This window comes from Arthrobacter sp. GW822-FHT05G07 (assembly GCF_058799755.1).
In genome coordinates this window covers 54,690-80,210 of the sequence record NZ_JBXALT010000010.1, presented here as the reverse complement: position 1 = coordinate 80,210, position 25,521 = coordinate 54,690, and the positions used below count along the sequence as shown (strand labels likewise).

At 62.1% G+C, this 25,521-nt stretch carries 26 protein-coding genes; 13 read left to right on the top strand and 13 right to left on the bottom strand.

The genetic code is table 11. The features are described from left to right. Positions 1 to 7 precede the first annotated feature (7 nt). Genes AC1RJY_RS17470 through AC1RJY_RS17455 form a run of 4 tightly spaced genes read left to right on the top strand, consistent with a single transcriptional unit; the run spans position 8 to position 5,347 of the window. A complete protein-coding gene (locus AC1RJY_RS17470; protein WP_011773008.1) occupies positions 8 to 955 on the top strand; it encodes a carbohydrate ABC transporter permease in 948 nt (315 codons plus the stop codon). 9 nt (positions 956 to 964) lie between these two features. Next, positions 965 to 1,861 carry a carbohydrate ABC transporter permease gene (locus AC1RJY_RS17465; protein ID WP_011773007.1) on the top strand — a complete coding sequence of 299 codons (897 nt, stop codon included), beginning with the start codon at positions 965 to 967 and terminating at the stop codon, positions 1,859 to 1,861. 50 nt (positions 1,862 to 1,911) lie between these two features. Continuing rightward, entirely contained in the window at positions 1,912 to 3,894 is a 1,983-nt protein-coding gene (locus AC1RJY_RS17460) for a pectinesterase family protein (protein ID WP_498602835.1), read from the top strand. 1 nt (position 3,895) lies between these two features. Beyond that, positions 3,896 to 5,347: a pectate lyase family protein gene (locus AC1RJY_RS17455; RefSeq protein WP_498602834.1), complete on the top strand. Its 1,452-nt coding sequence runs from the start codon at positions 3,896 to 3,898 to the stop codon at positions 5,345 to 5,347. Positions 5,348 to 5,417: 70 nt separating this feature from the next. Here AC1RJY_RS17455 and AC1RJY_RS17450 read toward each other — a convergent pair whose 3' ends face one another. Continuing rightward, a complete protein-coding gene (locus tag AC1RJY_RS17450; RefSeq protein WP_011773004.1) occupies positions 5,418 to 5,849 on the bottom strand; it encodes a universal stress protein in 432 nt (143 codons plus the stop codon). A gap of 160 nt (positions 5,850 to 6,009) precedes the next feature. Here AC1RJY_RS17450 and AC1RJY_RS17445 point away from each other — a divergent pair, with 160 nt between their 5' ends. Continuing rightward, positions 6,010 to 6,816, top strand: a complete 807-nt coding sequence (locus tag AC1RJY_RS17445) for an SDR family oxidoreductase (RefSeq protein WP_011773003.1) — start codon at positions 6,010 to 6,012, stop codon at positions 6,814 to 6,816. 109 nt (positions 6,817 to 6,925) lie between these two features. Continuing rightward, positions 6,926 to 7,135, top strand: a complete 210-nt coding sequence (locus tag AC1RJY_RS17440; RefSeq protein WP_011773002.1) for a dodecin — start codon at positions 6,926 to 6,928, stop codon at positions 7,133 to 7,135. A gap of 53 nt (positions 7,136 to 7,188) precedes the next feature. On the opposite strand, the gene AC1RJY_RS17435 is transcribed toward AC1RJY_RS17440, so the two are convergent. Next, positions 7,189 to 8,067, bottom strand: a complete 879-nt coding sequence (locus tag AC1RJY_RS17435; RefSeq protein WP_210065053.1) for a helix-turn-helix transcriptional regulator — start codon at positions 8,065 to 8,067, stop codon at positions 7,189 to 7,191. A 184-nt stretch (positions 8,068 to 8,251) separates the two neighbouring features. Between AC1RJY_RS17435 and AC1RJY_RS17430 the strand changes: the two genes are divergently transcribed. The 5 genes from AC1RJY_RS17430 (at position 8,252) to AC1RJY_RS17410 (ending at position 13,043) form a co-directional block, all read left to right on the top strand. Beyond that, a complete protein-coding gene (locus tag AC1RJY_RS17430; protein ID WP_011773000.1) occupies positions 8,252 to 9,073 on the top strand; it encodes an aldo/keto reductase in 822 nt (273 codons plus the stop codon). A gap of 24 nt (positions 9,074 to 9,097) precedes the next feature. Then, on the top strand, positions 9,098 to 10,069 hold the full coding sequence (locus AC1RJY_RS17425; RefSeq protein ID WP_011772999.1) for an aldo/keto reductase: 972 nt from the start codon (positions 9,098 to 9,100) through the stop codon (positions 10,067 to 10,069). Beyond that, positions 10,066 to 11,103 carry an NAD-dependent epimerase/dehydratase family protein gene (locus AC1RJY_RS17420; protein ID WP_498602833.1) on the top strand — a complete coding sequence of 346 codons (1,038 nt, stop codon included), beginning with the start codon at positions 10,066 to 10,068 and terminating at the stop codon, positions 11,101 to 11,103. The genes AC1RJY_RS17425 and AC1RJY_RS17420 overlap by 4 nt, the downstream gene beginning before the upstream one ends. A 63-nt stretch (positions 11,104 to 11,166) precedes the next feature. Continuing rightward, the gene (locus tag AC1RJY_RS17415; RefSeq protein ID WP_014920422.1) at positions 11,167 to 11,997 is read left to right on the top strand and encodes an aldo/keto reductase; all 831 of its coding nucleotides are present in this window, start codon (positions 11,167 to 11,169) and stop codon (positions 11,995 to 11,997) included. 23 nt (positions 11,998 to 12,020) lie between these two features. Beyond that, entirely contained in the window at positions 12,021 to 13,043 is a 1,023-nt protein-coding gene (locus tag AC1RJY_RS17410; RefSeq protein ID WP_498602910.1) for a lactonase family protein, read from the top strand. Positions 13,044 to 13,117: 74 nt separating this feature from the next. On the opposite strand, the gene AC1RJY_RS17405 is transcribed toward AC1RJY_RS17410, so the two are convergent. Both AC1RJY_RS17405 and AC1RJY_RS17400 read right to left on the bottom strand, forming a co-directional pair. Next, the gene (locus AC1RJY_RS17405; protein ID WP_498602831.1) at positions 13,118 to 13,348 is read right to left on the bottom strand and encodes a hypothetical protein; all 231 of its coding nucleotides are present in this window, start codon (positions 13,346 to 13,348) and stop codon (positions 13,118 to 13,120) included. Beyond that, positions 13,345 to 13,542 carry a hypothetical protein gene (locus AC1RJY_RS17400; protein WP_011772994.1) on the bottom strand — a complete coding sequence of 66 codons (198 nt, stop codon included), beginning with the start codon at positions 13,540 to 13,542 and terminating at the stop codon, positions 13,345 to 13,347. Before AC1RJY_RS17400 ends, AC1RJY_RS17405 begins: the two co-directional genes overlap by 4 nt. A gap of 391 nt (positions 13,543 to 13,933) precedes the next feature. Between AC1RJY_RS17400 and AC1RJY_RS17395 the strand changes: the two genes are divergently transcribed. After that, on the top strand, positions 13,934 to 16,651 hold the full coding sequence (locus tag AC1RJY_RS17395) for an alpha-amylase family glycosyl hydrolase (RefSeq protein WP_498602909.1): 2,718 nt from the start codon (positions 13,934 to 13,936) through the stop codon (positions 16,649 to 16,651). A 65-nt stretch (positions 16,652 to 16,716) separates the two neighbouring features. Here the strand turns inward: AC1RJY_RS17395 and AC1RJY_RS17390 are convergent, their stop codons facing one another. Both AC1RJY_RS17390 and AC1RJY_RS17385 read right to left on the bottom strand, forming a co-directional pair. Next, on the bottom strand, positions 16,717 to 17,763 hold the full coding sequence (locus tag AC1RJY_RS17390; RefSeq protein WP_498602829.1) for a hypothetical protein: 1,047 nt from the start codon (positions 17,761 to 17,763) through the stop codon (positions 16,717 to 16,719). Positions 17,764 to 17,768: 5 nt separating this feature from the next. Next, entirely contained in the window at positions 17,769 to 18,278 is a 510-nt protein-coding gene (locus tag AC1RJY_RS17385; RefSeq protein WP_498602828.1) for an RNA polymerase sigma factor, read from the bottom strand. A 157-nt stretch (positions 18,279 to 18,435) separates the two neighbouring features. On the opposite strand from AC1RJY_RS17385, the gene AC1RJY_RS17380 reads away from it, so the two are divergent. Then, the gene (locus AC1RJY_RS17380; RefSeq protein WP_498602827.1) at positions 18,436 to 19,413 is read left to right on the top strand and encodes a serine hydrolase domain-containing protein; all 978 of its coding nucleotides are present in this window, start codon (positions 18,436 to 18,438) and stop codon (positions 19,411 to 19,413) included. On the opposite strand, the gene AC1RJY_RS17375 is transcribed toward AC1RJY_RS17380, so the two are convergent. The 7 genes from AC1RJY_RS17375 to AC1RJY_RS17345 form a co-directional block, all read right to left on the bottom strand. Beyond that, on the bottom strand, positions 19,410 to 20,456 hold the full coding sequence (locus AC1RJY_RS17375) for a HoxN/HupN/NixA family nickel/cobalt transporter (protein WP_498602826.1): 1,047 nt from the start codon (positions 20,454 to 20,456) through the stop codon (positions 19,410 to 19,412). The two genes, AC1RJY_RS17380 and AC1RJY_RS17375, sit on opposite strands and share 4 nt — an antisense overlap. Beyond that, positions 20,456 to 21,328, bottom strand: a complete 873-nt coding sequence (locus AC1RJY_RS17370) for an urease accessory protein UreD (RefSeq protein WP_498602908.1) — start codon at positions 21,326 to 21,328, stop codon at positions 20,456 to 20,458. The genes AC1RJY_RS17375 and AC1RJY_RS17370 overlap by 1 nt, the downstream gene beginning before the upstream one ends. A 161-nt stretch (positions 21,329 to 21,489) precedes the next feature. Next, entirely contained in the window at positions 21,490 to 22,107 is a 618-nt protein-coding gene (gene ureG / locus AC1RJY_RS17365) for an urease accessory protein UreG (protein WP_011772988.1), read from the bottom strand. 21 nt (positions 22,108 to 22,128) lie between these two features. Next, positions 22,129 to 22,800 (bottom strand): urease accessory protein UreF, encoded by a 672-nt coding sequence (locus tag AC1RJY_RS17360; RefSeq protein WP_210065067.1) that lies wholly within the window; start codon positions 22,798 to 22,800, stop codon positions 22,129 to 22,131. A gap of 141 nt (positions 22,801 to 22,941) precedes the next feature. Further along, entirely contained in the window at positions 22,942 to 23,415 is a 474-nt protein-coding gene (gene ureE, locus AC1RJY_RS17355) for an urease accessory protein UreE (protein WP_498602825.1), read from the bottom strand. 8 nt (positions 23,416 to 23,423) lie between these two features. Further along, a complete protein-coding gene (gene ureC, locus AC1RJY_RS17350) occupies positions 23,424 to 25,154 on the bottom strand; it encodes an urease subunit alpha (RefSeq protein ID WP_498602824.1) in 1,731 nt (576 codons plus the stop codon). Next, positions 25,151 to 25,519, bottom strand: coding sequence for an urease subunit beta (locus AC1RJY_RS17345; RefSeq protein ID WP_011772984.1), 369 nt, complete (start codon positions 25,517 to 25,519; stop codon positions 25,151 to 25,153). Before AC1RJY_RS17345 ends, ureC begins: the two co-directional genes overlap by 4 nt. Positions 25,520 to 25,521 lie beyond the last annotated feature (2 nt).

The following is a 25,521-nucleotide window of genomic DNA, read 5'->3' as shown; positions in this document are numbered from 1 at the left end:
TGCCGCTATGACAGTTCTGACCAAGCAGCCGCCGGGAGCTCCGGCGCCAGCCGCGGCAGGCGGCACACCGCGCCTCCGCCCGTCCCGGCGCAGGAAGCAGCGCTCTGGATATCTTTTCCTTCTCCCGTGGTTCCTGGGGATGTTGTTCACCGTCATTCCGTTCTTTGCCTCGCTGTACCTGGCTTTTACGGACTACAACCTCTTCACTGAGCCCAACTTTGTGGGGCTGGCCAACTTCCAGGCCATGTTCGAGGACCCCCGGCTCATTCAGTCGCTGAAGGTCACCTTCATTTACACCTTCGTGTCGGTGCCTATCTCCCTGGCTGTTGCCCTGCTGGTTGCGCTGGTGCTAAACCGGGGACTTCAGGGCCTGTCGATCTACCGCTCTGTTTACTACCTGCCCTCCCTTCTGGGTGGCAGCGTGGCAATCGTGATGCTGTGGCGTTACATCTTCGGCAACGACGGAATCGTCAACGGGTTCCTGGGCATCTTCGGAATCCAGGGCCCCGCGTGGGTCACTGACCCCCAGTTCTCCCTCAGCACCCTCATTGTGCTGAACGTCTGGACGTTCGGCTCCCCCATGGTGATCTTCCTTGCCGGGCTACGGCAGGTCCCCGGGATGTACTACGAAGCTGCCTCGATTGACGGGGCATCCAAGTGGCGGCAGTTCCGCAGCATCACGCTGCCCCTCATCAGCCCCATTATTTTCTTCAACCTCATCATGCAGCTCATCGGCTCGTTTCAGACGTTCACCCAGGGCTATGTGATGAGCGGAGGTACCGGGGGCCCGGCGGATTCCACGCTGTTTTACAACCTGTACCTGTACCAGAAGGGCTTCACCGAGTTCGAGATGGGGTATGCCTCGGCCATGGCCTGGCTGCTGTTGATGATCATCGCGATTTTCACGGCCATCAATTTCATCGCATCCAAGTTCTGGGTCTTCTACGACAATTAAGGCAACCCCATGGCACTCCTTGATTTACCTCTCAAGCGCAAGCTGGCCAAGCAGGATCAACCCGAAGACGCCCTGACGGGAACCCCGGTTTCCCGCTTCTCACGGCATCTGATTCTCTGCCTGGTGGGGCTGGTGATGCTCTACCCGTTGATGTGGCTGATCTCCAGCTCGATGAAGCCCAGCAACGATATTTTTAGGCAGCTGGGTCTCTGGCCCGAAAACTGGGACTTCTCCAACTACGCCCAGGGCTGGACCGCGCTGGACCAGCCGTTCCACGTTTACCTGATCAACTCCATGATCGTTGTGATTTTCTCCATCATCGGCAACATCTTCTCCTGCGCCCTGGCCGCGTACGCCTTCGCGCGGATGGAATTCACCGGGCGGAAGCTGTTCTTCGCCCTCATGCTGGGAACACTCATGCTGCCGGGTCACGTTCTCTTGGTTCCGCAGTACATCATCTTCTCCCAGCTCGGCTGGCTGGACACCTACCTGCCGCTGATCGTCCCCAACTTCATGGCCACCAATGCCTTCTTTATCTTCCTGATGGTGCAATTCATGAAGTCGCTGCCTAAGGAATTGGACGACGCCGCCCAGATTGACGGCTGCGGCCCGTTCCGGACTTTCATCCGGGTCATTCTGCCCCTCTGCGTGCCGGCCATGGCCACCACGGCTATTTTCACGTTCATCTCCACATGGAACGAGTTCTTTGGTCCGCTGCTCTACATCCAGAACCAGGACCTCTACACCGTTCCCTTGGCCCTTCGCGCCTTCATGGACTCGGAAGGACAAAGCATGTGGGGCCCCATGTTCGCCATGTCAGTGGTGTCCATCGCCCCCATCATCGGCTTCTTCATTGCTGGGCAGAAGTACCTGATCAACGGAATTGCCACCACCGGACTCAAATAGCCACATCCACTCCCTGCAACACCAATCCAGACAAGACAAAGGAGTTTTGCATGCGCCTGCGACGCCTACTCGGCGCGGCCACCGCCGTCGTCATTCTTGGAAGCCTTACCGCTGTGCCTGCCAGGGCGGAGCCCATCCACAGCGGCACAGAATCACCGGCGGCACCGGCGGCCCTGTGGAAGCAACGTCCCGACGGTTTCGCGTCCCTTCCCGGCAACGGCCTGGACGGCACCACCGGAGGCCAGGCGGGGAGGCACGTGAGCGTGTCCTCGCTGGAGGAACTCAAAACCCATGCCGCGGCCGAGGAGCCGCTGGTGATCTTCCTCAAGGGCAGCATCACGGCCCAGGACTACGTCAAGATTCCGGTCGCCTCGAACAAGAGCTTCATCGGTACGGGCGCGGGCGTGGAGCTGATCAATGCCGGCTTCAAACTCATCAACGTGTCCAACGTGATCTTCCGGAACTTCACAGTCCGTGATTCCTACATTCCCGGCGACTGGGACGGCAAGCGCCCGGACAACGACCGTGACGGGATCCAACTGGATACCTCGCACCATGTCTGGGTGGACCACATGAAGTTCGAGCGCATGGGCGACGGCATGATCGATACCCGCAAGGACTCGGACTACCTGACCTACTCGTGGAACGTGTTCGCGGACAACAACAAAGCCTTGGGCGTTGGCTGGACCGGCAACGCAGTCACCAAAATGACCATCCATCACAACTGGATCCGCAACACTGTCCAGCGGAACTTCAGCCTGGACAACACAGCGGCTGCGCACGTCTACAACAACTACCTGCAGGACATCGGACAGTACGGAATGATGGGCCGCAACGCCGCCAAGGTGGTCCTGGAGGGCAACTACTTCACCGCGGTTGCCGATCCCGTGGTGGCAAAGGACCCTGCCACGGAAATCGTCAACCGTGACAACATTTTCGAGTCCACCCGCGGCCGCAAGGACAACGTCGGCAGCGCCTTCGACCCCACACAGTTCTATTCATACGCCAAGGACGACTCTGCGAGGGTTCCCGAACTGGTCACCGGCAGTGCCGGACCTCGCGAAAACAAAGCACCAAGCACGACGGCGGAGGTCACGGTCGCGCTGGACGGCACCGGCGATTTCGGCAGCGTACAGGCGGCCATCGGCTCGATTCCTGTGGGCAACACACAACCCCGGACCATCACCATCAAGCCCGGCTTCTACCGGGAAGCGGTGAATGTCTGGGCCGACCGGCCCAACGTGACGTTGCAGGGAGCAACAGCCAACCCGGCCGACGTCGTCATTTCCTACGACACCCCTGCAAACGGCGCGAAGTTCTTCGGCGGAACCTGGGGCGCTGCGGGCAGTGCCACGCTCAACGTCCTGGCGGAAAACACCACGGTCCGGAACCTCACAGTGGAAAACGCTTATGACGAGGCCGTTCACGGAGGTAGCCAGGCCCTCGCGGTGCGGACGGTGGCAGACAAAATCACCTTCGACAACACCAGGTTCCTCGGCAACCAGGACACCTACCTCGCAGACACCACCGGCCGTGACGCTAGCGCCCGCACCTATCTGAAAAACTGCTACATCGAAGGTGACGTGGACTTCCTCTACGGCCGCGGCACAGCGGTGTTTGACGGCTGCACCATCCATTCGCTGGACCGCGGCAGCGATACGAACAATGGCTACATCGTGGCACCCAGCACCAAGGACTCCAACCCTTACGGCTTCCTGATCGTGGACAGCACCCTGACCTCTGACGCTGCACCCGGGACCGTCAGTTTGGGACGCCCTTGGTTTGCCAGCAGCGACCCCAACGCGCACCCCATGGCCGTCATCCGGGACTCGAATCTGGGCAGTCACATCGCTGAGCAGGGCTGGTCAGACATGAGTGGTCATGCTTGGACTGAAGGGCGCTTCGCTGAGTTCAACAACACCGGGCCCGGCGCATACATCAACGAGTTCCACCCCCAACTCACTCCGGAAGAGGCCCTGAAATTCACTAAGGACACGTTCCTCGGTGACTGGACTCCGGCAGCAGGTGCTTAAGATGGCGGACGCACAGGGCCTGAATATCCGGCGCCGGACCCTTCTTTCCGCTGGACTCGCAGCAGGCACCTTGGTGTCCACGGGCTTGTTCGGCCCGGCAGCCTCCGCAGCGGCGCCGACCGGCGTCAAATCCAACGGATTCAATGAAGCCGGGCTGCCCATAAACGGCGGACACGGCGGTGCTTGGTCGGTGGCACCCACAGGCTTCGCCGGCGTTTCAGCGCACGGCCGCGCAGGCACCACAGGTGGGGCCGGCGGCAGACTGGTCCATGCGAACACCCCGGAGGATCTGCGCCAATTCGCCAAAAGCGCCGAACCGCTGGTGGTGATCCTCCACGGCGAATTGCTGTTCACGCAGTACGAAAAACTGACCGTGACCTCAAACAAATCCTTCCTTGGTGCAGGCGAAGGAGCCGCGGTGGTCAATGCCGGCTTCAAGCTCGTCAATGTCTCCAACGTCGTGTTTCGCAACTTCACTGTCCGGGACTCTTACATTCCCGGCGACTTTGCGGGGAAACGGCCCGACAACGACAGGGATGGCATCCAGGTGGACACCAGCACGCACATTTGGGTGGACCACATGCATTTCACCCGGTTGGGCGACGGACTGGTGGACATCCGAAAGGACTGCGACAACGTCACTTTGTCGTGGAACGTCTTTTCGGACCACAACAAAGCCCTTGGCGAGGGCTGGACCCAGAACGTGGTCACCCGGCTGACACTGCATCACAACTGGATTCGGAACACGCACCAGCGCAACGCAAGCCTGGACAACACCGCGGCATCCCACGTCTACAACAACTATCTGGAGAACATCTCCAGCTATGGGATGCTGGGGCGGAATGCCGCGCTGCTGCTCGTGGAAGGAAACTACTTCCGCGACGTCCGGAACCCCCTTCACCACCAAGGGCCGGGCGGTGCGCTGGCAGCCCGAAACAACGTCTTTGACGAGTGCACCGGCAATGTTGGCCAGGAACGGGGTGGGGCCTTCAATCCGCCGTACTCCTACAGCCTGACCCCCACCAAGGCGCTCCCCTCACTGGTGCGTGCTTTCGGCGGGCCTTTGGGCGGGACCGAGCCTGCGCTCCGGAAGGTCATCACGGTGGCACTCGACGGAACCGGTGATTTCGCCAGCATCCGCGCGGCCATTGGCGCTGTGCCTGCGAATAATCCCGCTGCTGTCACCGTGCTGGTGCACCCCGGCATTTATCACGAGCCAGCGGTTATATGGGGTGATCGTCGGAACATCACCTTGGCCGGGGCAACAGGAAATGCAGAGGACGTGATCCTGTCCAACAGCGAAGGCGTCACGCTACTGGTGGCGGCGGACGGTTCGGCGCTGCGGGACCTCACCATCACTTCCGATATCCCGCAGTCCGGCCATGTCCTGCTCATCACCGGGAGGGGCGTGACCCGCTCCAACGTGACTGTTCTCAACGGCACAACCGGGTAAGCCAGCTCGGGGACAGCACCTGCTCCAATGAGCAGTAATTTCAACAGGCGCTGTCCCCTGCTTGGCTTGGTTACGCCTCCACGTCCGTGTTGACGATGTACACATCGCAGGGTGCACCGTGCGCCACGCTGTTGGCGATGCTGCCCAGGACACGGCCCAGGCCCTTCATGCGCTTGTTTCCCACAACGATCAGCGAGGCGTTATTGGTCTCGGCGTAGTTGATCAGGGCGTTGGCGGGAGTGCCACGGGCAGCGAAGTACTTGATGTTGCCGGCGGGAACGTCCAGCTCTTCGGAAACCTTGCGGGCAACGTACTCCGCAGAGTCTGCCGACGAGACGGTGATGCGGTCGCTGCCGCTGCCAAATTCTTCAATGCGGTCATCTGAGAAGCCGCTGATGACGTGCAGTTCAGCACCGAGCGCGGTGGCGAGCTTTGCTGCTGCCACTGCTGCGCGCTTGGCCGTCTCGCTGTTGTCAACGCCGACGACAATAACTTCTGACATGAGTACTCCTGGTTGTGGGGATTCGCTGGGTGGTGCTGCAAGAAATCTACACTCCATCATGATCCCCCGGGATGACCGTTCATGCCGGGAGTGTTTACAGCCGGGGTCTCGGGGGTAGGGATTAATCATCGGAACGACTACTCGACCGAAAGGCAGGACCATGAGCGACGCACCATTTTCCCCGGAGACCGCCATTGTCACGGGATCAGATTCAGGCATCGGGCGCGCCACTGCGGTGGCCTTGGCCAAGGCAGGCATGAACGTGGGAATCACCTGGCATTCCGATCAGCAGGGAGCTGAGGAAACCGCGGAGGAAGTCCGCGGCCTGGGCCGGAAGGCCGTGGTCCACCCATTGGACACCACTGATGCCCGTGGGACGGCTGCGGCCATTGACAAGCTCGCTGAGGAACTTGGCGGCGTGGACGTCTTCGTCAACAACTCCGGAACCGGCGATGGCACCAAGTTCCTTGAGCTGGACTACGACACGTGGATGTCCACTTTGGACACCAACCTCAACGGCGCTTTCGTGGCGATGCAGACAGCCGCCAAGCGCATGGTGAAGGCCGGCCGGGGTGGGCGCATCATCGCCGTCACCAGTGTCCATGAGTTCCAGCCGAGGGTAGGAGCCTCGGCATACGACGCTTCCAAGCATGGCTTGGGCGGCCTCATCAAGACCATGGCCCTGGAACTCGCTGAGCACGGCATCACCGCCAACAACGTGGCGCCGGGTGAGATCGCGACTCCCATGACGGGCCAGGAAGACGAGGATCCCAAGCAGAAGGAACGGCCCGGAGTGCCGCTGGGACGTCCCGGAGATGCCCGGGAAATCGCCGCCGTCATAGCCTTCCTGGCATCACCGGAATCCAGCTACGTCAACGGCGCGTCATGGCCTGTGGACGGCGGAATGCTGCAAATGGGGCCGCAGGCAGGTTCGCACATCACCAGCAACGACTGGCGCGAAAGCTAAGGCTGCAACACCTCTGGCCGCACGGAGATCCGTGGGCTAGTCTGCATGAACGGCCTGCCTGGCGGGCCCGAAATTTCCAAAGATTCGTAAGACGTTGATGAGGAGCACCATGGCTGGCCACACATATAGCGTTTCCGAAATTGTAGGAACTTCCACCGAAGGCGTTGACGACGCGATCAAGAACGGCATCGCAACAGCCTCCCAGACACTGCGGAACCTGGACTGGTTTGAGGTCAAGGAGATCCGCGGGCACCTCGAGGACGGCGCAGTGGCCGACTGGCAGGTCACCATCAAGCTTGGTTTCCGCCTGGAGCGCTGATTACCTCTCCGCGAAATGGCAGTTAATGACAGTTCCGGAGCTCCGGATTGTCATTAACTGCCATCTCTGCGGGCGGGTTCGCGGTCCTTTGCTTTGGTGCCCACGTCACCCAAGCTGAGCAGCGTCAAAGCGTCCGACGACGGCGAGCCGGGCTTCGCGGAATAGACCCTCAGCATCTGGTCGGGGTCGTCCGGGAGACTCAGCGTCTCAAAGTTCAGTTCGAGGTCACCAACGATCGGGTGGTGCAACCGCACGGTGCCTGCGGATCGCGACGCCACCCTGTGCCCGGCCCACCATTGCCGAAAATGCTCGCTGTGCACGGCAAGTTCGCCCACCAGTTGGTTGGTCCGGGGATCGTTGGGGTGCCGGCCGACGTCCATTCGCAGAGCACCCACAGCTTCAGCGGCCACGGTTTTCCAGTCCCTGAACAGCTGCCCCGCCGAGGGATCCAGGATGATCCAACGGGTCAGGTTCCGCTCCGCGGCCGGGAGTGACGGGAAGTCGGTGAAAAGCAGGTGAGCCATCTGGTTTCCGGCCAGGACGTCCGCCCGCCTGCCCAGCACCATGGCCGGAACATCACCGACGGCGTCCAGCAGCTGCCGGAGCCCGGGCCTCACTTTTTGCGCGGGGCCGGGATTGCCCGCGGAACTGGCGCAGTGCTCCAGCAGGTCCATCATGTGCGCATGCTCCCCCGCGTCCAGGCGAAGCGCCCGGGCCACCGAGTCGAGGACCGCTTTGGACGGGTGGATGTTGCGGCCTTGTTCAAGGCGCGTGTAGTAGTCGGTACTCACTCCGGAGAGCCGGGCAACTTCCTCGCGGCGGAGTCCGGGCACCCTGCGGGCACCGCTGGATTCCTGCCACCCGGCGTCCTCGGGTGAGAGACGGGCACGCATGACTTTGAGGAACTTACCGAACTCGGCGCTTTGACCCATCCGTCCATTCTGCCGTTCGTAGCGTGTGAAAGACCACCATTCTGGGTAGGACTACCAGACCTAGGAAAAACAGGATCAGGCTGGGTTGCTGACTCTGGGGCCAAAACTGCATAGGCTCAGTACAGAGCCTCCGAAAACGCTTTCTGGAGTCATCGCCATCACCATCCCGTCGAAGGAGACCGTCATGCCAGAGCTGACATTGAATAACGGCGTCACTATCCCCCAGCTCGGTTTCGGTGTCTTCCAAGTACCTGCTGAGGAAACGCAGAAGGTAGTGGAAGACGCCTTGGAAGCCGGCTATCGCCACATCGACACCGCGGCTGCGTACCGCAATGAGGCAGGGGTCGGCGCTGCCGTCGCGGCTTCGGGCATTCCGAGGGAAGAACTTTTCATCACCACCAAGCTTCGCAACGGCGAGCAGGGCGAGGCGTATGACGCCTTCCAACGAAGCCGGGATGCCTTGGGCCTGGAAGTCATCGATCTATACCTGATTCACTGGCCCGTTCCTTCGCAGGGCCTCTACACGCAGGCGTGGAAAGAGATGGAGAAGCTGTACCAGGACAAGCAGATCCGGGCCATCGGCATTTCCAACTTCCTCTCCGAGCACGTGGACACACTGCTCAAAGAGGCGGAGGTGGTTCCGGCGGTCAACCAGATCGAAGTCCACCCCACGTACCAACAAGGCGAGCTGGCCACCAAGTGCCGCGACCTCGGCATTGCCGTGGAGGCGTACAGCCCGTTGGGGCAGGGGAAGGACCTGAACGCCGAGCAGGTGGCCCTCGTGGCCGCAGCCCACAGCACTACTCCTGCACAGGTGATCCTGGCCTGGCACCTCGCGCAGGGGACCATCGTGATCCCCAAGTCCGCTGACTCCAAGAGGATGCGGGAGAACTTCGGTGCCGCCGATCTCACGCTCACCGAATCCGAACTGGCAGCCATTACGGCACTCGAGGCGGGAGCCCGCATCGGCTCCGATCCCGCCGTCGCAGCTTTCACACAGCTCTAAGTCAGCTCTAAACAAAGGACAAACATGCAGTACACCCACCTTGGCCGTTCCGGCCTGAAAGTTTCACGTCTCTGCCTGGGCACCATGAACTTCGGTCCGCAGACGGACGAGGCAACAGCCCACTCGATCATGGACTCCGCATTGGACTCCGGCATCAACTTCTTCGACACCGCCAACGTCTATGGCGGCACCGGCCACCGCGGCTGGACCGAGGAAATCATCGGTCGCTGGTTCGCCAAGGGCGGCGAGCGCCGCGAGCGCACTGTCCTTGCCACCAAGTTGTACGGCACCATGACGGACCGCCCCAACGAGTCCAAGTTGTCGGCGCTCAATATCCGCCGTGCACTCGATGCGAGCCTCAAGCGGCTGCAGACGGACTACATCGATGTCTACCAGTTCCACCACATTGATCGCGATACGCCGTGGGACGAGATCTGGCAGGCAATCGAGGTGGGCGTCCAGCAGGGCAAGATCCTCTACTCGGGCAGCAGCAACTTTGCCGGCTGGCACATCGCCCAGGCGCAGGAAGCCGCCCGCAGGCGGAACTACACCGGGCTGGTCAGTGAGCAGTCCATCTACAACCTGTTCCGGCGCGAAGTTGAGCTCGAGGTCATCCCGGCTGCGCAGCAGTACGGCCTTGGCTTGATCCCGTGGTCGCCGCTGCAGGGCGGGCTGCTGGGTGGCGTATTGAAGAAGGAAGAGCAGGGTGTCCGCCGCACCGAGGGGCGGGCATTGGAGACCCTCAAGAAGCACGAGGAGCAGATCCGCCAGTACGAGGATTTCGCGGACGAACTGGGGCATGCTCCCGGGGATGTTGCGTTGGCTTGGCTTCTCCACCAGCCTGCGGTGACGGCCCCGATTGTTGGGCCGCGTACCCAGGAACAACTGGACGCAGCCATCCGTGCACTGGACGTTTCCCTGAACGAGGACGCCCTCAAGCGCCTCGACGACATCTTCCCGGGCCACAAACCCGCACCCGAAGACTACGCCTGGTGAGCAGCCTCCTCCCCGCCAGTCTGGGAACGGCGGCGGACACCGTCTCGCCACGGAACATCCTGTTCGTCGGCGGGACCGGGGTCATCAGTGCGGCGGCGGCTGAACGTGCCGTCGCACTGGGCCACCGGCTGACCATCCTCAACAGGGGACGGTCAGCCGGGCGGCCGGTCCCCGAGGGGGCGGAAGTGCTTCACGCGGATGTCCGGGACGCCGCCGCCGTGCGGGAGGTACTTCGGGGAAGGGCGTTCGACGCCGTTGCGGACTTTATTTCCTTCACCCCGGACCAGGCGCGGGCCGGCTTGGAATTGTTCCGTGGGCGGACCGGACAGTACGTCTTCATCAGTTCCGCTTCGGCGTACCAGAAGCCGCCCACGTTGCTTCCCATCAGGGAGTCGACGCCCTTGAAGAACCCGTTCTGGCAGTACTCGCGGGACAAGATTGCCTGCGAGGAGCTGCTGTACGAGGCCTACCGTGAGCAGGACTTCCCTCTTACCGTGGTGCGGCCTTCCCACACCTATGACCGGACCAAGATCGCCATGGTGGGCGGATGGACTGACATCCATCGCATGCGGGCCGGGATGCCGATCATGGTGCACGGTGACGGGACATCGCTCTGGACGCTGACTCATAGCCGGGATTTCGCCAAGGCTTTTGTTGGTCTTCTGGGGCGGCCGCAGGCTGTGGGCGAGAGCTACACCATTACGTCTGACGAGTTCCTGCCGTGGAACCAGATTTACCGCCTCTTTGCGCGGGCGGCCGGAGTGGAAGAACCCGAGCTGTTCCATGTTTGTTCGGACACCATCGCAGCCCACAGCCATGAGCTCGGCCCGAACTTGTTGGGCGACCGCTCGCACTCCGTGGTGTTCGACAACTCCAAAATCAAAGCCTTGGTCCCTGACTACCGGGCCACGATTCCGTTCGCGGACGGTGCCAGGGAGATCGTCGAATGGCATGACACCCATCCCGAGCTGCAGACAGTGAGCGAGGATTTTATGGAGTTGAGTGATCGGCTCTATGAATGGTCGCGCCGGTAGCTGTTGCCAAGCAGCAAGCGGCCAGCGTAGAACAGCAACAGACTCAAAAGGAGATCATGCCCCATGACACTTGCCCCGCTCATCGAACTCAACGACGGCCACAAGATCCCTCAACTGGGACTCGGCACGTGGCCGCTGAATGACGCCCAGGTTGCCGATGCTGTGGTGGAGGCGGTGTCGCATGGCTACCGGCACGTTGATACTGCTGTGAAGTACGGCAATGAGAAGGGCGTGGGCAACGGCATCCGGGCGTGCGGGGTGAATCGCGAGGAGCTCTTCATCACCACCAAACTCGACGGCGAATTCCAAGGTTCCGGTAAGGCCGCTGCCGGACTGGACGGCTCGTTGGAGCGCCTGGGCCTGGATTACGTTGACCTCCTCCTGATCCACTGGCCACTTCCCCGCCGCGGCGATTTCGTGGACACGTGGAAAACCTTCGAGGAACTTCAGGCCTCTGGGAAAGTGCGGTCGATTGGCGTGTCCAACTTCAAGCCTGCCCACCTCGATCAACTGCTCCGGCAGACTGACGTTGTTCCGGCGGTCAACCAGATCCAGGTCAGCCCGTCCATTCCGCGGCCTGCTGCCCGGGCCTTCAACGAACGGAACGGCATCATTACCGAGTCTTACAGCCCGCTGGGTGCCAGCAGCGACCTCTTGAACGCTCCAGTGTTGGCAGATATCGGCAAGAAGTATGGGAAAACGCCGGGCCAGGTGGTGCTGCGCTGGCACGTTCAGCAGGGGTTGGTGGCCATCCCCAAGACCGCCAATCCGCAACGGATGAGGGAAAACCTGGACATTTTCGACTTCGAACTGGACCATGACGACCTCACCAGGCTGCAAACCCTCGACGCCGGACCGGACGCCGGCGTCGACTCAGACGTCCAGGGGCACTGACCGTGGCCGTCCACGAGGCACTGATGTGGGTTGGTTCGTACACTGCCGACAGGGACGGCAAGGGTGAGGGCATCGTCGCGCTTTCGGCCGACGACGACGGCAAGCTGACATCCCTCGGTTTGGCGATCGCCGCCAATTCGCCATCGTTCCTTGCCCTGCACCCTTCGCTCCCGGTGGTCTACGCCGTGGCCGAGGAAGGGAAGACGGTGCGGGCGTATCGCCGGACAGGCGACTCTGGACTGGAGGCCTTCGGCGATCCTTGGCCGGCCGGTGAAGCTACGTGCCACGTAGCGGCCGATCCGCAGGGACGCTTTATTGTGGCCACCTGTTGGGGCGACGGCCAGGTCATCCTGTATGAACTGGACCACGACGGCGCCATCACCTCGCGCACCAGCGCGGCCGCCGCCGTCGACCTCCACACAGCAACGTCTCTGGACGGGGAGCGGCCCAGCCGTGCGCACTCAAGCCTGATGCTGCCGGACGGCCGCGTGATGACCACGGACCTGGGACATGACCTGGTCAGGGTGTGGCAGTACTCGCCAGGTGTTGGCCTTCAAACGGATCATCAGGTGATCCTGCCGAAGGGCTCCGGCCCCCGGCACATGGCCCGCCATCACAGCGGAACTGTCTTTGTGGACACCGAATACTCGGTGGAAGTGGCAGCGATTCGGATGGAACCGGACGGCACTTACGAGCTGACAACCATGGTTCCGGCGAGTGCTACAGGGGCAAAAGACGGCGACGCCGGCGCGGAGATCGCGTTATCGCCCGATGGCCGCTTCGCGTATGTGGGTGTGCGGGGGTCCAACCGGATTTGTATCCTCAAGGTGTCGCACAGCGGTGGCGAGCTCGAGCCCGTCGCGGAGGTGCCGTGCGGCGGCGAGTGGCCGCGCCACCACCTGGTCCGCGAAGGCTGGCTGTACGTCGCCAACGAAGGCTCGGACGACGTCGTGAGCTTCAAGCTGGACTCCGAAACCGGCCTGCCGGACGGTCCGGTGAGCCGAGTGGAGACGGGCTCTCCCAGCGTTCTGGTCCCCGCCGTTTAACTGACGCCGAGATGGCACTTAATGACAATCATCCGCTCAGAAATTGTCATTATTTGCCACCTCGGCGAGTTTTTTCAGGCTGTCCAGACCTCGACGTCGTCCGTTCCGCAAATGAGCCTGCGGCCGGTCGGCTCGAGGATGACCCAGAGCAGTTCCTGGTGCTTGGAAACATCGTCCACGCGGCCGGTCCCGGCGCCCCACGCGACGTCGTAAATCCACACGGGATCGCCGGAGGTGAGTTCAGTCCACTCGGCCGCCGGCATGTGGCGGTAGTCGGCGGGCCTGTTCAGGATGGTGCTGGTCATGCCGACACTTCAGCGGCGGTGCGGCGCCGCCAGACGGTGGGCACACCATCGTGAGCCGGGAGGATGTGGCCTTCCGCGAAAACCTGGACGGCGTCAGGATCGGAGTCCGGGCTCCACAGGCCCGACGCCGGGCAGTGGGAACCGGTAGGCATGACGCGGGTGGCTCGTTCGCGCAGGAGGGCGATGCTCTTCATCGTTGAAACTCATCCTTGGGGATAGATCGGGGGCGTTTTGTGAAGCAGATCTCTTCAACCCTATGCAAGTCACACGGGCTTCGTTATGGACAGATGCATAGCGTTTCGGGATGAGGCAATGCAAAGGCACAGTGAAAATCCCGCGCAATTTCGGGTAGGGCACATGCAAACGCTTCCAGCACGAGAGTTCATCCGAGGCTCTTCATAATTCTCAACACCCAGAAGTCGTGGATTAACCCTACGGAAGCGCTTACAGTTGTGACTTGTCACACAGCACCTATATGCCACAGCACTGTCGCTTAGCGGAAGGTTCCATCACGTGTTATCTCGCAGCTATAGACCCAACAACTGCCCTCAGCGCCCACCACTTAACCGGATCGCCGCCGTCGTCATGACGACGGCGGTACTCACCGCCTCGGCCATCCTCCCCGCAAGCGCCGCGCCCGCCGCCACTCCCGACGCCGCTGCCCAGCACTCCATCCGCGGAGGCATCAGCGATCAGAACTTCTACTTCGTCATGGCCGACCGCTTCAGTAACGGCACAACAGCCAACGACGACGGCGGGCTGGGTGCCGATCCGATGGTGTCCGGCTTCGATCCCACCCGCAAGGGATTCTTCAATGGCGGGGATTTGAAGGGTCTCCAAGACCAGCTGGACTACATCCAGGGGCTGGGCACCAACTCCCTCTGGCTCACACCGAGCTTCAAGAACAAGGCGGTCCAGGGTGACGATACCCTGGCGAACAGCTCGGCCGGCTATCACGGGTACTGGGTCACGGACTTCACGCAGATCGACCCCCATCTGGGCACCAATGCCGAGCTGAAGACCCTCATCGACGCCGCCCACGCCCGTGGCATGAAGGTGTATTTCGACATCATCACCAACCACACCGCGGACGTCATCCAGTACCAGGAAACCGCCTCAGCGCCGTACATCTCCAAGGAAACCGAGCCCTACCGAACCGCTGCTGGCGAGGTCTTCGATGACCGCGACTACGCCGGAACGCAGGACTTCCCGCCCCTGGATGCCGCGACGTCCTTCCCGTACACCCCTGTGGTCCCTGACGCGGAGAAGGACGTGAAGGTCCCATCGTGGCTCAACGACCCCACGCTTTATCACAACCGGGGCAACACCAACTTTGCCGGCGAGGACTCCCTGTACGGCGACTTCTTCGGACTGGACGACCTCTTCACCGAGAACCCAAAAGTGGTCAACGGAATGATGGACGTCTACAAAACCTGGATCCGCGACTTCGGGATTGACGGTTTCCGCATCGACACCATGAAGCACGTCAACGACGAATTCTGGCAGCAGTTCGGACCCCAGGTTCTCAGCTACGCCAAGGAGCAGGGCAAGGACGAGTTCTTCATGTTCGGCGAGGTCTTCGATACCTCCAAGACCGTGACGTCCAAGTTCACCACTAAGAACCAGATGCAGGCAGTGCTGGATTTCGGCTTCCAAGGCGCAGCCCGCAGCTTCGCGTCGCAGAGCAGTAAAGCCACCGGCTTGGCGGACTTCTTCAACGGGGATGACTGGTACACGGACGCTGACTCGAACGTTTACCAACTGCCCACCTTCCTGGGTAACCACGACATGGGCCGCATCGGCACCTTCATCGCCCAGGACAACCCGGGAGCGTCCGACTCCGAACTGGTGGAACGCGACGAGCTCGCCCATGAGCTGATGTACTTCTCGCGCGGCAACCCCGTAATCTACTACGGCGACGAGCAAGGCTTCACCGGCGCCGGAGGAGATCAGGACTCGCGGCAGACGATGTTCGCGAGCAAGGTACAGGAATACCTGGACGACGATCTCCTGGGCACCAGCTCCACCCACGCCACGGACAACTTCGACACCCAGCACCCGTTGTACAAGAAAATCAGTGAGCTCGCGGCCCTCGCGGCAGAACATCCCACACTCCGCAGCGGTGCCCAGCAAAACCGCTACGCAGCCGACGGCGCCGGGATCTACGCGTTCTCACGCATTGATGCCAAAGAGCAGCGCGAATACATCGTGGCAGTGAACAACAGCGAGACAGCGCAGACCGCGGCCATCCCCACGTATGAAGCGAAACAGCCGTTCAAGCTGGTTTATGGTGACGCCGCCAAGCACGCCAAGACCGGACAGGACGCCAAACTGACCGTCACCGTACCGCCGCTTTCCGCTGTGGTTTATGAAGCGGCGGGGCGCCTGGCCAAGTCGACGGCAGCGCCCGCCGTCGTGCTTAAGAAGCCGGTCACCGCGGCTGGTGACGCCAGCCGCCTGAAGGTGACGGCCGACGTCGACGGTAACTCGTTCTATGAGGTCACCTTCCAGTCGCGCACGCCAGGTGGCGAGTGGACGGCGATCGGCACCGACGACAACGCTCCGTACCAGGTGTTCCATGACGTGTCGTCCGTTGAGACTGGCACGTCGGTGGAATATCGGGCGGTGGTGTTGGACAACCGCGGGCAGACGTCGGCGAGTGAGCCGAAGAGCGGCGTGGTGGGTGAGCCCACCCAGCCCGAAACCGTCACTGTGGTCGGCAGCCTCAACACCGAGTTGGGTTGTACCGAGGACTGGCAGCCCAGCTGCGAGCAGGGTCTCATGAGCTACGAGCCCACGCATCGGCTCTGGCAGCTGAGCGTCCCCAACCTCCCCTCCGGAACGTACGAGTTCAAGGCGGCGCTCAATGGCACCTGGGACGAAAACTACGGCGCGGGCGGTGAGCTCGACGGCCCCAACGTGGCGTTCACGCACTCGGGCGGCGCAGTCACGTTCCTGTACGACCACGCCACCAATCTCATCAGCGCAGTCACCGCGGGCCAGCAGCCTGCAGCCGTTTCCGTGCCGGGAAGCCTGAACTCCGAGCTCGGCTGCGCTGGCGATTGGATGCCGGATTGCGCCCAAGCCCAGCTGTCATTGGATGCCGCCGACGGACTGTGGAAGCTCTCCGTGCCCAATCTCGCTGCCGGCAGTTACGAGTTCAAGGCCGCCATCAACGGGTCCTGGGCTGAGAACTACGGTTTGACCGGCGCCGCCAACGGCAGCAACATCGCGTTGAAACACGACGGCGGCCCGATCACCTTCCGGTACGACCCCGCCAGCCATCTGGTCACTGTCCGCTAATCCAAGTAGCTAGCAGTTGAGGCCGTTCCAGCGTTCAGGACGGCCTCAACTGCTGCTGAGATGGGTTACTTGTAGCTCAGGCTCAGGAGCATGGACTTGAGCTGGGCGTACTGCGTGCTGCCCATCCATGCCTTGGCCGCTTCCGGGGTAGCGAAGGCGGGGTTCTTGCTGGGATCGAAAACCGCGTAAGCACTCATGATGCCGTTTGGTACGCGGACCTGGTTGGTCCCGGAGGAACTTACTCCGGCCTGGAGCTCGGAGGACACCCGTACATCCATGATGTATGTCGGAGGTCCTTCGACAGGTCCCGTTCGGGGTGAGGGCATTCCCTCGTAGGGGGGCCCTTCGTAGGGAATGTACTGTGACTGGTTCGAGGAGAAACCGAACTCCACCAGCTCACCCGAGTTGTCGCGAACGCCGGGCACTACAGCCCGGTCCAGAATGGTTCGGTCCACCAAACCAGCAGTCCCATCCGCGTAGTTTCCATTGAAAATGCGGGCTACCTCTGCCCCAGCGGCATCGAAGACAGTCACAATGCGCGAGGCTTCCGCAGTCCCGGGAGGATCGAATGGTCCTTGGTCCGCCCGGATACTCCAGCCGACCGGGTACGTGAAGGAAAGATGGCCGTCCGGAAAAGTGTAGGTCTGGGTGGTCGGCGCCTGCACGGGTGGCACCACTGGCGCCGAGGCGACTGCTGGAGGTGTGGTGGGTGCGGGCGGGGTGGTAATCGGCGCTGCCACGGTGGGCGTTGCCGACGGGGTAACCGAGGGCGTCGCAGTGGGTGTTGGAGTGACAGAAACGCTGGGCGTGGGTGTCGCTTCCGTGGACGTCACCGTGACGGCTGGTGCGGGCGCGGTGTTCACGGCACCAAAGTTGGCGGCCACGAGCACGCCCGCAGTTACGGCAGCAGCACCAAGCAACAGTCCCCCGGCGATTTGGGCCTTGCGGCGCCTGCGCTGTTCCAGGGAAGTCACTGCCGCGATCGGGCGGCTGTCGCTGAACACGGTGGTGCCGGAAAGGATTTTGTGCAGCGCTTCTTCGCCGTTGGGTTCCGCCACGGGATCGATAGTGAGCGGGTCAATCGCTGATATCTGGTTCTTGATCGGATCCATTGTCTTCAGACCCCCATCTTCTGTGTAGTCGAGTTGGCCCCTGCAGGCAGTTGTTTCCGAAATGCTGTACGGGCTCGGTGAAGGCGGACTTTGGCCGCCGATTCGCTGCACTGCAGCACCTTCGCGATGTCGGCGATCCCCAGACCGTCCCAGTAAGCCATCTGCAAAATGTCGCGGTCCTTTTCCCGCAGTGATTCCAGGGCGTCCTGGACAGCAACGTTCTCGGAGTCGTCGCCAAAGCGCTGGACCGCCGTCGTCCGCAGCTTTTCCTGCAGCGCCAAGCGCCTGTCGCGGCTCCTGTACGCATTTCCCACGAGGTTCCTGGCAACCGTCAGGAGGTAAGGAAGGTCAGGGCGTGAGTCATCGGTCCATTTTTGCCATACGACGCGGAAAACGTCGGCCGCGATCTCCTCGGCTACTTCCGCGGATTCAACACGTCGGCAGACGAACTTGAACACGGATGGGTAGCTGTCTTTGTGAATGGCGATGAACGCCAATTCGCGCTCTGAAAGCACGATGGTTCCCCCTGAAAAATAGAGCGCTGAACTGCAGGATACTTGTATAGTTTCCGGCCGGGCGGCCAGGGTTACACGCGGCAAGAATCTTTTTTCGGGCCGCACGATAGATTCAATGCACCACACTCTGAACTCCGAACGAAGGCGTGAAATAGCAATGGTGGAAACAGGACCCGCTGCAGACTGGGCCCGTAAACAGGTAGACCTCAAACGGGTGCCGGTGGCGGTGCTGGGCATCGCTTCGAGCCAAGGCATCGAGGACATCGTGGCGTTCGGGACCGACGACGGCAGGCCGGCGACAGCCGATGACCACTTTGCGCTGTTCTCGGTCACCAAACCGATCAGTGCCCTCACGGTCATGCGGCAGGTTGAACTGGGGAAACTCTCACTTGGAGCCTCGCTTGGTGACGCCCTGCCGGGCTTTGGCGCCGGGCGCACGGACACCGTGACCCTCGAGCAGTTGCTGAGCCACCGCTCGGGAATCTCAGACCCAGTGCTCGACGGCGGTATTCCCCTCCGCGAAACGCTCACCTCCGCGGAGCAAGCCTTTTACGCCGGATCCCTGGTCCAGTACTGCAACATCGCTTTCGAAGGTGCAGCGGCGATGGCCGAGTGGGCAGGCGGGGTTCCGTTCGAGGACCAGCTTCTGTCCTTGGCGGCTGACACGGGGGCTCAGGGTTTAACGTTCGGCACGGAGTGCAACCCGCACACGGTCCATGGCACCGAGGCAGCTGGCCTTGATGTCCAGGCCATGTACAAGAACAGGCATCCCGGAGCGGGCCTGTTCGGCACGGCCGCAGACCTGCTCAATCTGGGTTCCGAGCTCCTGCGGGGTTCCGGGAAAGCCGTCCGGCCCGCGACCCTTGCAGCCATGCGTCGCCCCCGAACCACCGAGGTTTCGCACATCACCACCCGGCCCAAGCCCATCCGCCACACCGGGCTGGGATTCCAGATGCCCGCCAACGAGTCCGAGCTGTTCGCGCAGGGTATTTATGGGCATCCGGGCTGGTCCGGTACGGAGTGGTGGATGTTCCCCGAGCAGGACCGCTGCGTGGTGTTTCTGACCAACGTGCTGGACACCCCGGACCTCGGCGTGGACACCAACGAGCTTTTCAACGCAGTGGCGGTCTCCTAGGTCCCGCTTCCGGCGCCCCGGCCCCGCAAGGAGGCGACGGCCCAGACGATCACGAACAGTCCCACCAGGATCAGGCCGGCGTCGCCAAGGTCAATGCTGCCGAGCCACGTGGTCAGGGGATCCTGAAGCTCAAACGCAGAATTCGCGAATCCACCGAGCGTGATCACGGAGATGAACAACGCCGAGACCGCCGAGATGCCAGTGATCAGGGCATTGAAGCCAAGCTTGCGCTTGGGGTTGTGAATGGCTGATTTGTACATCTTCATCATGGCCACGCCATTGGCGGAATCACACAAGGTCATGGCGGCGGTGAACGCAAGAGGGAGGGCCATCAAGGCGAGGGGCGAGGCACCGGCGAGTGACGCCGTCGTGGTGATGACCAGAAGCCCGATGGTGGTGGCGGTATCGAACCCGAGGCCGAACAGGAAGCCGATCACGTAGATGTTCCGCGGCCGCTCCACCTTGGACAGCGGCTTGGCGAGCAGCCGGGCGACGAAACCCTTGGCTTCCAAGTCCTCCGGACGGACGTCACCGCCGCGCTGCACCTGCCGGTACACACTGCTCGCGCGCACAAACGCGGAGCCGTTGAACAGGCCCATCGCCAGTAGGAACAACCCCGACACTCCACTGCCGATCAGGCCCAGCACCTTGTTGCCGGTGGTGCCGTCCTCCATGAACTGCCCGATCAAGGTGGCACCCGCCACCACCAGGAGTCCGGCGAGGATCACCACGGAGCTGTGGCCCAGGCTGAATGCAAAGCCGACGCTCACGGGGTCTTTGTGCTGTGCCACGAATTTGCGGGTGGAGTTGTCGATCGCGGCGATGTGGTCCCAGTCGTAACTGTGCTTGATACCGGCCACGTACGCGGTGATCACCAGCCCGAGTGCCAGCGGCTGCGCGCCACCCGCGGTACCAGCAAGCAACAGCACGACGGCGGCAAGGTGCAAAGCGGCGACGGCACCGAACGTGAACAGCAGCCGGGTCCGCAGGGACAACGTCTCCCGCTCCCGGTACATGGTGGCGAACTCGGTCAGCGCAGTCATTAGTACTTCCTCAGGTTCAAGGGCGCCTGCCCATGCCAACGTTCCCGCAGAACGCCGGCGCAGGCACCCAGCAAATTGTTGAGTTCCTCAGTGCTGTTCGACAACGATCGCAGCACAAGCCCCGTGCTCCCGGCAATAGTCGCGGTCAAAGACATCCCGGTATAAGCGTCAAAATCACGGGCTATAAGGTCCAGCTCATCGGCAAGCCCCTGATTCACCCGCGGATCCACCACCACCAACGACCCCAGGTGGCTGAATCCCTCCATGAACCCCATCCCGGTAACGTCTCCCAGCGGGGGCCGGATCAGGAGGTTGTCGAGCGCCAGCAACTTGGCTCCGTTTTCGTCATCGATCCAGATCTCGTTCCGCAGCCGCACCTCTAGGTACTTGAAGGACGCCCCGTCCGGGGACCAGCCTGGCGTGATGACTTCGGCCATGATTAGGCTCGACGTCGGGTGGAGACTGATGCGCGAATTCTGCCGGTAGCTCGCTTCCCGGTAGGCGATCAACTGGTCGGGCATGAGCTCCAACCGCGAGCCCTCCCCCAGCCGCACACTCATTCGCTGCTCAGCAAATGACCCCGGAGTCCGATAAACCTTAGTTGCCGACTGCGTGGTCAGCAACAGCGCGGCATTGTTTTCAACCGTCACATCAATGAGGAACAAATCCGCCCCGAGATATGCCCCGCCCGGATTGACCATCACATAGCCAACCTGCCCGGACTCATCCAAGTAATGCGGCCGCAAAACCCGCAATGCACCCTCATGAAACTGCCGCGAAGCAACGGACCGCCCCCCACGCAAACAGACCCCAAGCTCCAACCGCCCCCGAACCGCCCCTTCACCCAAAGCCAACGTGGAGTCAGGCCCCACGTTCCCCCAAGGGCTCAGTGCGGCCTGCGACGTCCGCTGCTCGCTGCCGCGACGTGAGCCGACCGTTGCGGCGGCGGAGCCGGATTTTTGGGCCGCGGCGTGGCGGGCATCGCGAAGCGGGCACGGCCCAAAATCCGGCGTAGCCGCCGCAGCCCCGCCGATCACGACGCCAAGTCGAGCATCAGGACGTCGCGGCGGATCCAGTTGAGGACCTCGTCCAGGCCTTCGTCCGTCTTCAGGTTCGTGAAGCAGAACGGCTTGTTGCCGCGGAATTCCTTGGAGTCCCGTTCCATGACAGCGAGGTCTGCTCCTACATGGGGTGCCAGGTCTGTTTTGTTGATGATGAACAGGTCGGATTTGATCATGCCTTGGCCGGCTTTGCGGGGGATTTTTTCGCCTTGGGCGACGTCGATGATGTAGATGGAGAAGTCGACGAGTTCGGGGCTGAAGGTGGCGGAGAGGTTGTCGCCGCCGGATTCGACGAAGATGATTTGGAGATCGGGGTGCCGGGTTTTGAGTTCTTCGATGGCTGCGGTGTTCATGGAGGTGTCTTCGCGGATGGCGGTGTGGGGGCAGCCACCGGTTTCGACGCCGATGATGCGGTTTTCGGGGAGGATGCCGTTGGCGGCGAGGATTTTGGCGTCTTCGATGGTGTAGATGTCGTTGGTGATGGCGGCCATGGAGATGTCGCGGCTCATGTGTCGGGTGATGCGTTCAACGAGCTGGGTTTTGCCTGCTCCGACGGGTCCGCCGACGCCGATTTTGATGGGTTCTGTCATGTTTTTTGTCCTTTGCACTAACTAGCTCATGAACATGCGGGCGCGTTGCCGTTCGTGCCGCATTTGTGAAATTTCGAGGCCGGGGCTGACGGCCCCGAAGTCGTCCCAGCACAGCTGTGCTACAACGTGGATGGCGGCAGCGACGGCGTCGTGCGCTTGGCGTAGTACCCGCTGCCCGGCGTTCTGCCCGAGCGGTATGGCCCGCACGGCGTTCTGCGTCAGCGAAGTAACGGTGGCAAACAGATAGGCGGAAAGCGCCTGCTCAAAAGGCACCCCCAGAGACCTCGCAATGACACCAAATGCCAACGGTTGGTGGCCCGAAGCCAACCCCGCCCGGACAAGCCCCCGATAAGCCTCCAACTCCCCCGAAGGGAACACTTCCCCACCAATCTCCAGCAGCCGTCCCCCCATTTTCAAAGAGGCCTCCCGAACCTCCCGAGCCAACAACTGCGCAGACAACACCCCATCCAACAAGCCAACATCCACCCCCTCAAACAAGAACCGCAAAGCCAACCCATCGGAATAGCTCAACTGCTGGGAAACGAAGGCCTGAAGCCAAGTGCTGAAGGTGCTCTCATCACGCACAAGCCCACGCTCGATATAGCTCTCAAACCCAAGAGAATGAGCAAAAGCCCCCGTAGGCAACGCGGAGTCGGTCAACTGTTGAAGAGCAAGCTGATATGTCGCACTCAAAGCACACCGCCGGAGGTGAGGATGGCGCGATTGAGCGGAGCTGGGAAGGGGGCCGCGGTGTGGAGGGCATCGCGAAGCGGGCACGGCCCCCTTCCCAGCGAAGCGCAAGCGTGCGAACCCAACCTGACGCGGCACACGGCTTTAGTGCGAATGTTCAGCATGGCGGAACGGCACCGGCATGACCCGCTCTTGCCTGTCGTAGGGGACGCCGACGCTCTTCAGATAGTCTTCGACCGTGTGGTCGTACTGACACACCATAACTTCGGCCCCGTACTCGGATGAGCCGTCAAAGAATTGTGCCTGCAGGTGCCGGTTGCCGAGCGAATGTGCCACGACGCCCATTTCGTGGATTGTCCGCGCCTTTATCACCAGGACGTCGGTGGGCAGCACGGAGACGACGATGATGTTGTGGTGGTCGATGGCGAGGATGTCGCCGTCGCGGAGGTCTCCGGTTCCTGTCGGTAGGCGGATGCCGAGTTCTTTGCCGTGGTCGGTGGTGACGCGTTGGATGCGTTTGACGAGGAGGGTGCTGGGCAGGACTACTTTTTCTTTGTGGTGGCTAGCGTAGGCGTCGGGCTGTTGGTGCAGGTTGCCCAGGATTTTTTCGATGATCATGGGTGCTCCTAGAAGAGGAAGTAGCGCTGCGCCATGGGCAGCACGTCGGAGGGCTGGGAGGTGACTTCGACGCCGTCGACTGTCACTTTGTACGTTTCGGGGTCGACGGCGATGTCTGGGGTTTCGCCGTTGTATTTCAGGTCCGCTTTGGTGAGGTTGCGGATGCCGCTGACGGGTTTGATGATGCGTTGGAGGCCCAGCTCGGCGGGCACGCCGGCGTCGATGGCGGCTTGGGACAGGAACGTGATGGATGTTTGTTGGAGGGCTTTGCCGTAGGTGGCGAACATGGGCCGCATGGTGCGTGGCTGTGGCGTGGGGATGGAGGCGTTGGCGTCGCCCATGAGTGCGTAGGCGATTTGGCCGCCTTTGATGACCAGCTCGGGTTTCACTCCGAAGAACGCGGGATCCCACAGCACCAGGTCCGCGAATTTGCCCTCTTCCACTGAGCCGATGACGTCTGCCATGCCTTGGGCGATGGCCGCGTTGATGGTGTATTTGGCGATGTAGCGCTTGAGGCGGAAGTTGTCGGATTCGGCGGAACCGTGCGGAGCGCCGGATGGGTCATGGAGGACTCCGCGTTGGCGTTTCATGGCGTCCGCTACTTGCCAGGTGCGGGTGACTACTTCCCCGACGCGGCCCATGGCTTGGGAGTCGGAGGAGGTGATGGCGAAGATGCCGAGATCGTGGAGGACGTCTTCGGCGGCGATGGTTTCGGCGCGGATGCGGGAGTCGGCGAAGGCCACGTCTTCAGGGATGTCGGGGTTGAGGTGGTGGCAGACCATGAGCATGTCCAGGTGCTCTTCGATGGTGTTGCGTGTGTAGGGCAGGGTGGGGTTGGTGGAGGCCGGGAGCACGTTGGGCAGGCCGGCGATTTTGATGATGTCGGGGGCGTGCCCGCCGCCTGCGCCTTCGGTGTGGAAGGTGTGGATGACGCGCCCGTCGATCGCCCGGATGGTGTCTTCTACGAAGCCGCACTCGTTGAGGGTGTCCGTGTGGATGGCTATTTGGACGTCGTATTCGTCGGCAACGCGCAGGGACGTGTCGATGGAGGATGTTGTGGAGCCCCAGTCCTCGTGGACTTTGAGCCCGACGGCACCGGCGCGGATCTGCTCTGCGAGGGGCTCGACGGCGGACGCGTGGCCCTTGCCGAACAGGCCGATGTTGACGGGGAGTCCTTCAGCGGCCTGCAGCATCCGGGAGATGTGCCAGGCGCCGGGTGTGATGGTGGTGGCTTTGGTCCCTTCGGCCGGGCCGGTGCCGCCGCCCACCATGGTGGTGATGCCGTTGCACAGTGCCGCTGGGACCTGTTCCGGGGAGATGAAGTGGATGTGGGTGTCGATGCCGCCGGCGGTGAGGATCTTTCGTTCGCCGGCGATGATCTCTGTGCTGGCACCGATCACGATGTCCACGCCATCAGTTATTTGCGGGTTTCCAGCCTTGCCGATCTTGAAGATATGCCCGTCCTTCAGGGCAATATCGGCTTTGTAGATGCCGGTGTAGTCCAGCACGATGACGTTGGTGATGACGGTGTCCGGAATGTCCTCGGCGCGGGTGAGCTGACCGTTCTGGCCCATGCCGTCGCGGATCACCTTGCCGCCGCCGAAGACCACTTCTTCGCCGTAGACCGTGTAGTCCTTCTCGATTTCGAGGAACAGTTCGGTGTCGGCCAGGCGGATCGAGTCGCCGGTGGTCGGTCCGTACAGTTCGGCGTACTGTTTGCGGGGAATCTCGAAGCTCACTGGTGGTCCCTTTCCGCTGCGATGCCCGGGCGGGGTTCCCCGGCTACGGCAGTGCCGCCGTCGAGCTTTCCGTTGACTGCGTTGCTGAGGCCGTGCACCTCGCGCGTCCCCGCGAGTTCGATCAGTTGGACCGTCTTCCTGTCCCCCGGCTCGAACCTTGCGGCTGTACCCGCGGGGATGTCCAGGCGGCGGCCGTAGGCGGCTTCGCGGTCGAATTCGAGGGCGCGGTTCGCCTCGGCGAAGTGGTAGTGCGAACCGATCTGGACTGGGCGGTCGCCGCGGTTCACAACCTCGACGACCATCGCGTCACGGCCGCTGTTGCATGCGATGGAACCGGGCTGGAGCCTGTATTCACCGGGGATCATGG

Coding starts and splice junctions, on each gene's coding strand:
- AC1RJY_RS17470 (WP_011773008.1), top strand. CDS start 8: ATGACAGTTCTGACCAAGCAGCCGCCGGGAGCTCCGGCGCCAGCCGCG.
- AC1RJY_RS17465 (WP_011773007.1), top strand. CDS start 965: ATGGCACTCCTTGATTTACCTCTCAAGCGCAAGCTGGCCAAGCAGGAT.
- AC1RJY_RS17460 (WP_498602835.1), top strand. CDS start 1,912: ATGCGCCTGCGACGCCTACTCGGCGCGGCCACCGCCGTCGTCATTCTT.
- AC1RJY_RS17455 (WP_498602834.1), top strand. CDS start 3,896: ATGGCGGACGCACAGGGCCTGAATATCCGGCGCCGGACCCTTCTTTCC.
- AC1RJY_RS17450 (WP_011773004.1), bottom strand. CDS start 5,849: ATGTCAGAAGTTATTGTCGTCGGCGTTGACAACAGCGAGACGGCCAAG.
- AC1RJY_RS17445 (WP_011773003.1), top strand. CDS start 6,010: ATGAGCGACGCACCATTTTCCCCGGAGACCGCCATTGTCACGGGATCA.
- AC1RJY_RS17440 (WP_011773002.1), top strand. CDS start 6,926: ATGGCTGGCCACACATATAGCGTTTCCGAAATTGTAGGAACTTCCACC.
- AC1RJY_RS17435 (WP_210065053.1), bottom strand. CDS start 8,067: ATGGGTCAAAGCGCCGAGTTCGGTAAGTTCCTCAAAGTCATGCGTGCC.
- AC1RJY_RS17430 (WP_011773000.1), top strand. CDS start 8,252: ATGCCAGAGCTGACATTGAATAACGGCGTCACTATCCCCCAGCTCGGT.
- AC1RJY_RS17425 (WP_011772999.1), top strand. CDS start 9,098: ATGCAGTACACCCACCTTGGCCGTTCCGGCCTGAAAGTTTCACGTCTC.
- AC1RJY_RS17415 (WP_014920422.1), top strand. CDS start 11,167: ATGACACTTGCCCCGCTCATCGAACTCAACGACGGCCACAAGATCCCT.
- AC1RJY_RS17410 (WP_498602910.1), top strand. CDS start 12,021: ATGTGGGTTGGTTCGTACACTGCCGACAGGGACGGCAAGGGTGAGGGC.
- AC1RJY_RS17405 (WP_498602831.1), bottom strand. CDS start 13,348: ATGACCAGCACCATCCTGAACAGGCCCGCCGACTACCGCCACATGCCG.
- AC1RJY_RS17400 (WP_011772994.1), bottom strand. CDS start 13,542: ATGAAGAGCATCGCCCTCCTGCGCGAACGAGCCACCCGCGTCATGCCT.
- AC1RJY_RS17395 (WP_498602909.1), top strand. CDS start 13,934: ATGACGACGGCGGTACTCACCGCCTCGGCCATCCTCCCCGCAAGCGCC.
- AC1RJY_RS17390 (WP_498602829.1), bottom strand. CDS start 17,763: ATGGATCCGATCAAGAACCAGATATCAGCGATTGACCCGCTCACTATC.
- AC1RJY_RS17380 (WP_498602827.1), top strand. CDS start 18,436: ATGGTGGAAACAGGACCCGCTGCAGACTGGGCCCGTAAACAGGTAGAC.
- AC1RJY_RS17375 (WP_498602826.1), bottom strand. CDS start 20,456: ATGACTGCGCTGACCGAGTTCGCCACCATGTACCGGGAGCGGGAGACG.
- ureG (WP_011772988.1), bottom strand. CDS start 22,107: ATGACAGAACCCATCAAAATCGGCGTCGGCGGACCCGTCGGAGCAGGC.
- ureE (WP_498602825.1), bottom strand. CDS start 23,415: ATGATCATCGAAAAAATCCTGGGCAACCTGCACCAACAGCCCGACGCC.
- AC1RJY_RS17345 (WP_011772984.1), bottom strand. CDS start 25,519: ATGATCCCCGGTGAATACAGGCTCCAGCCCGGTTCCATCGCATGCAAC.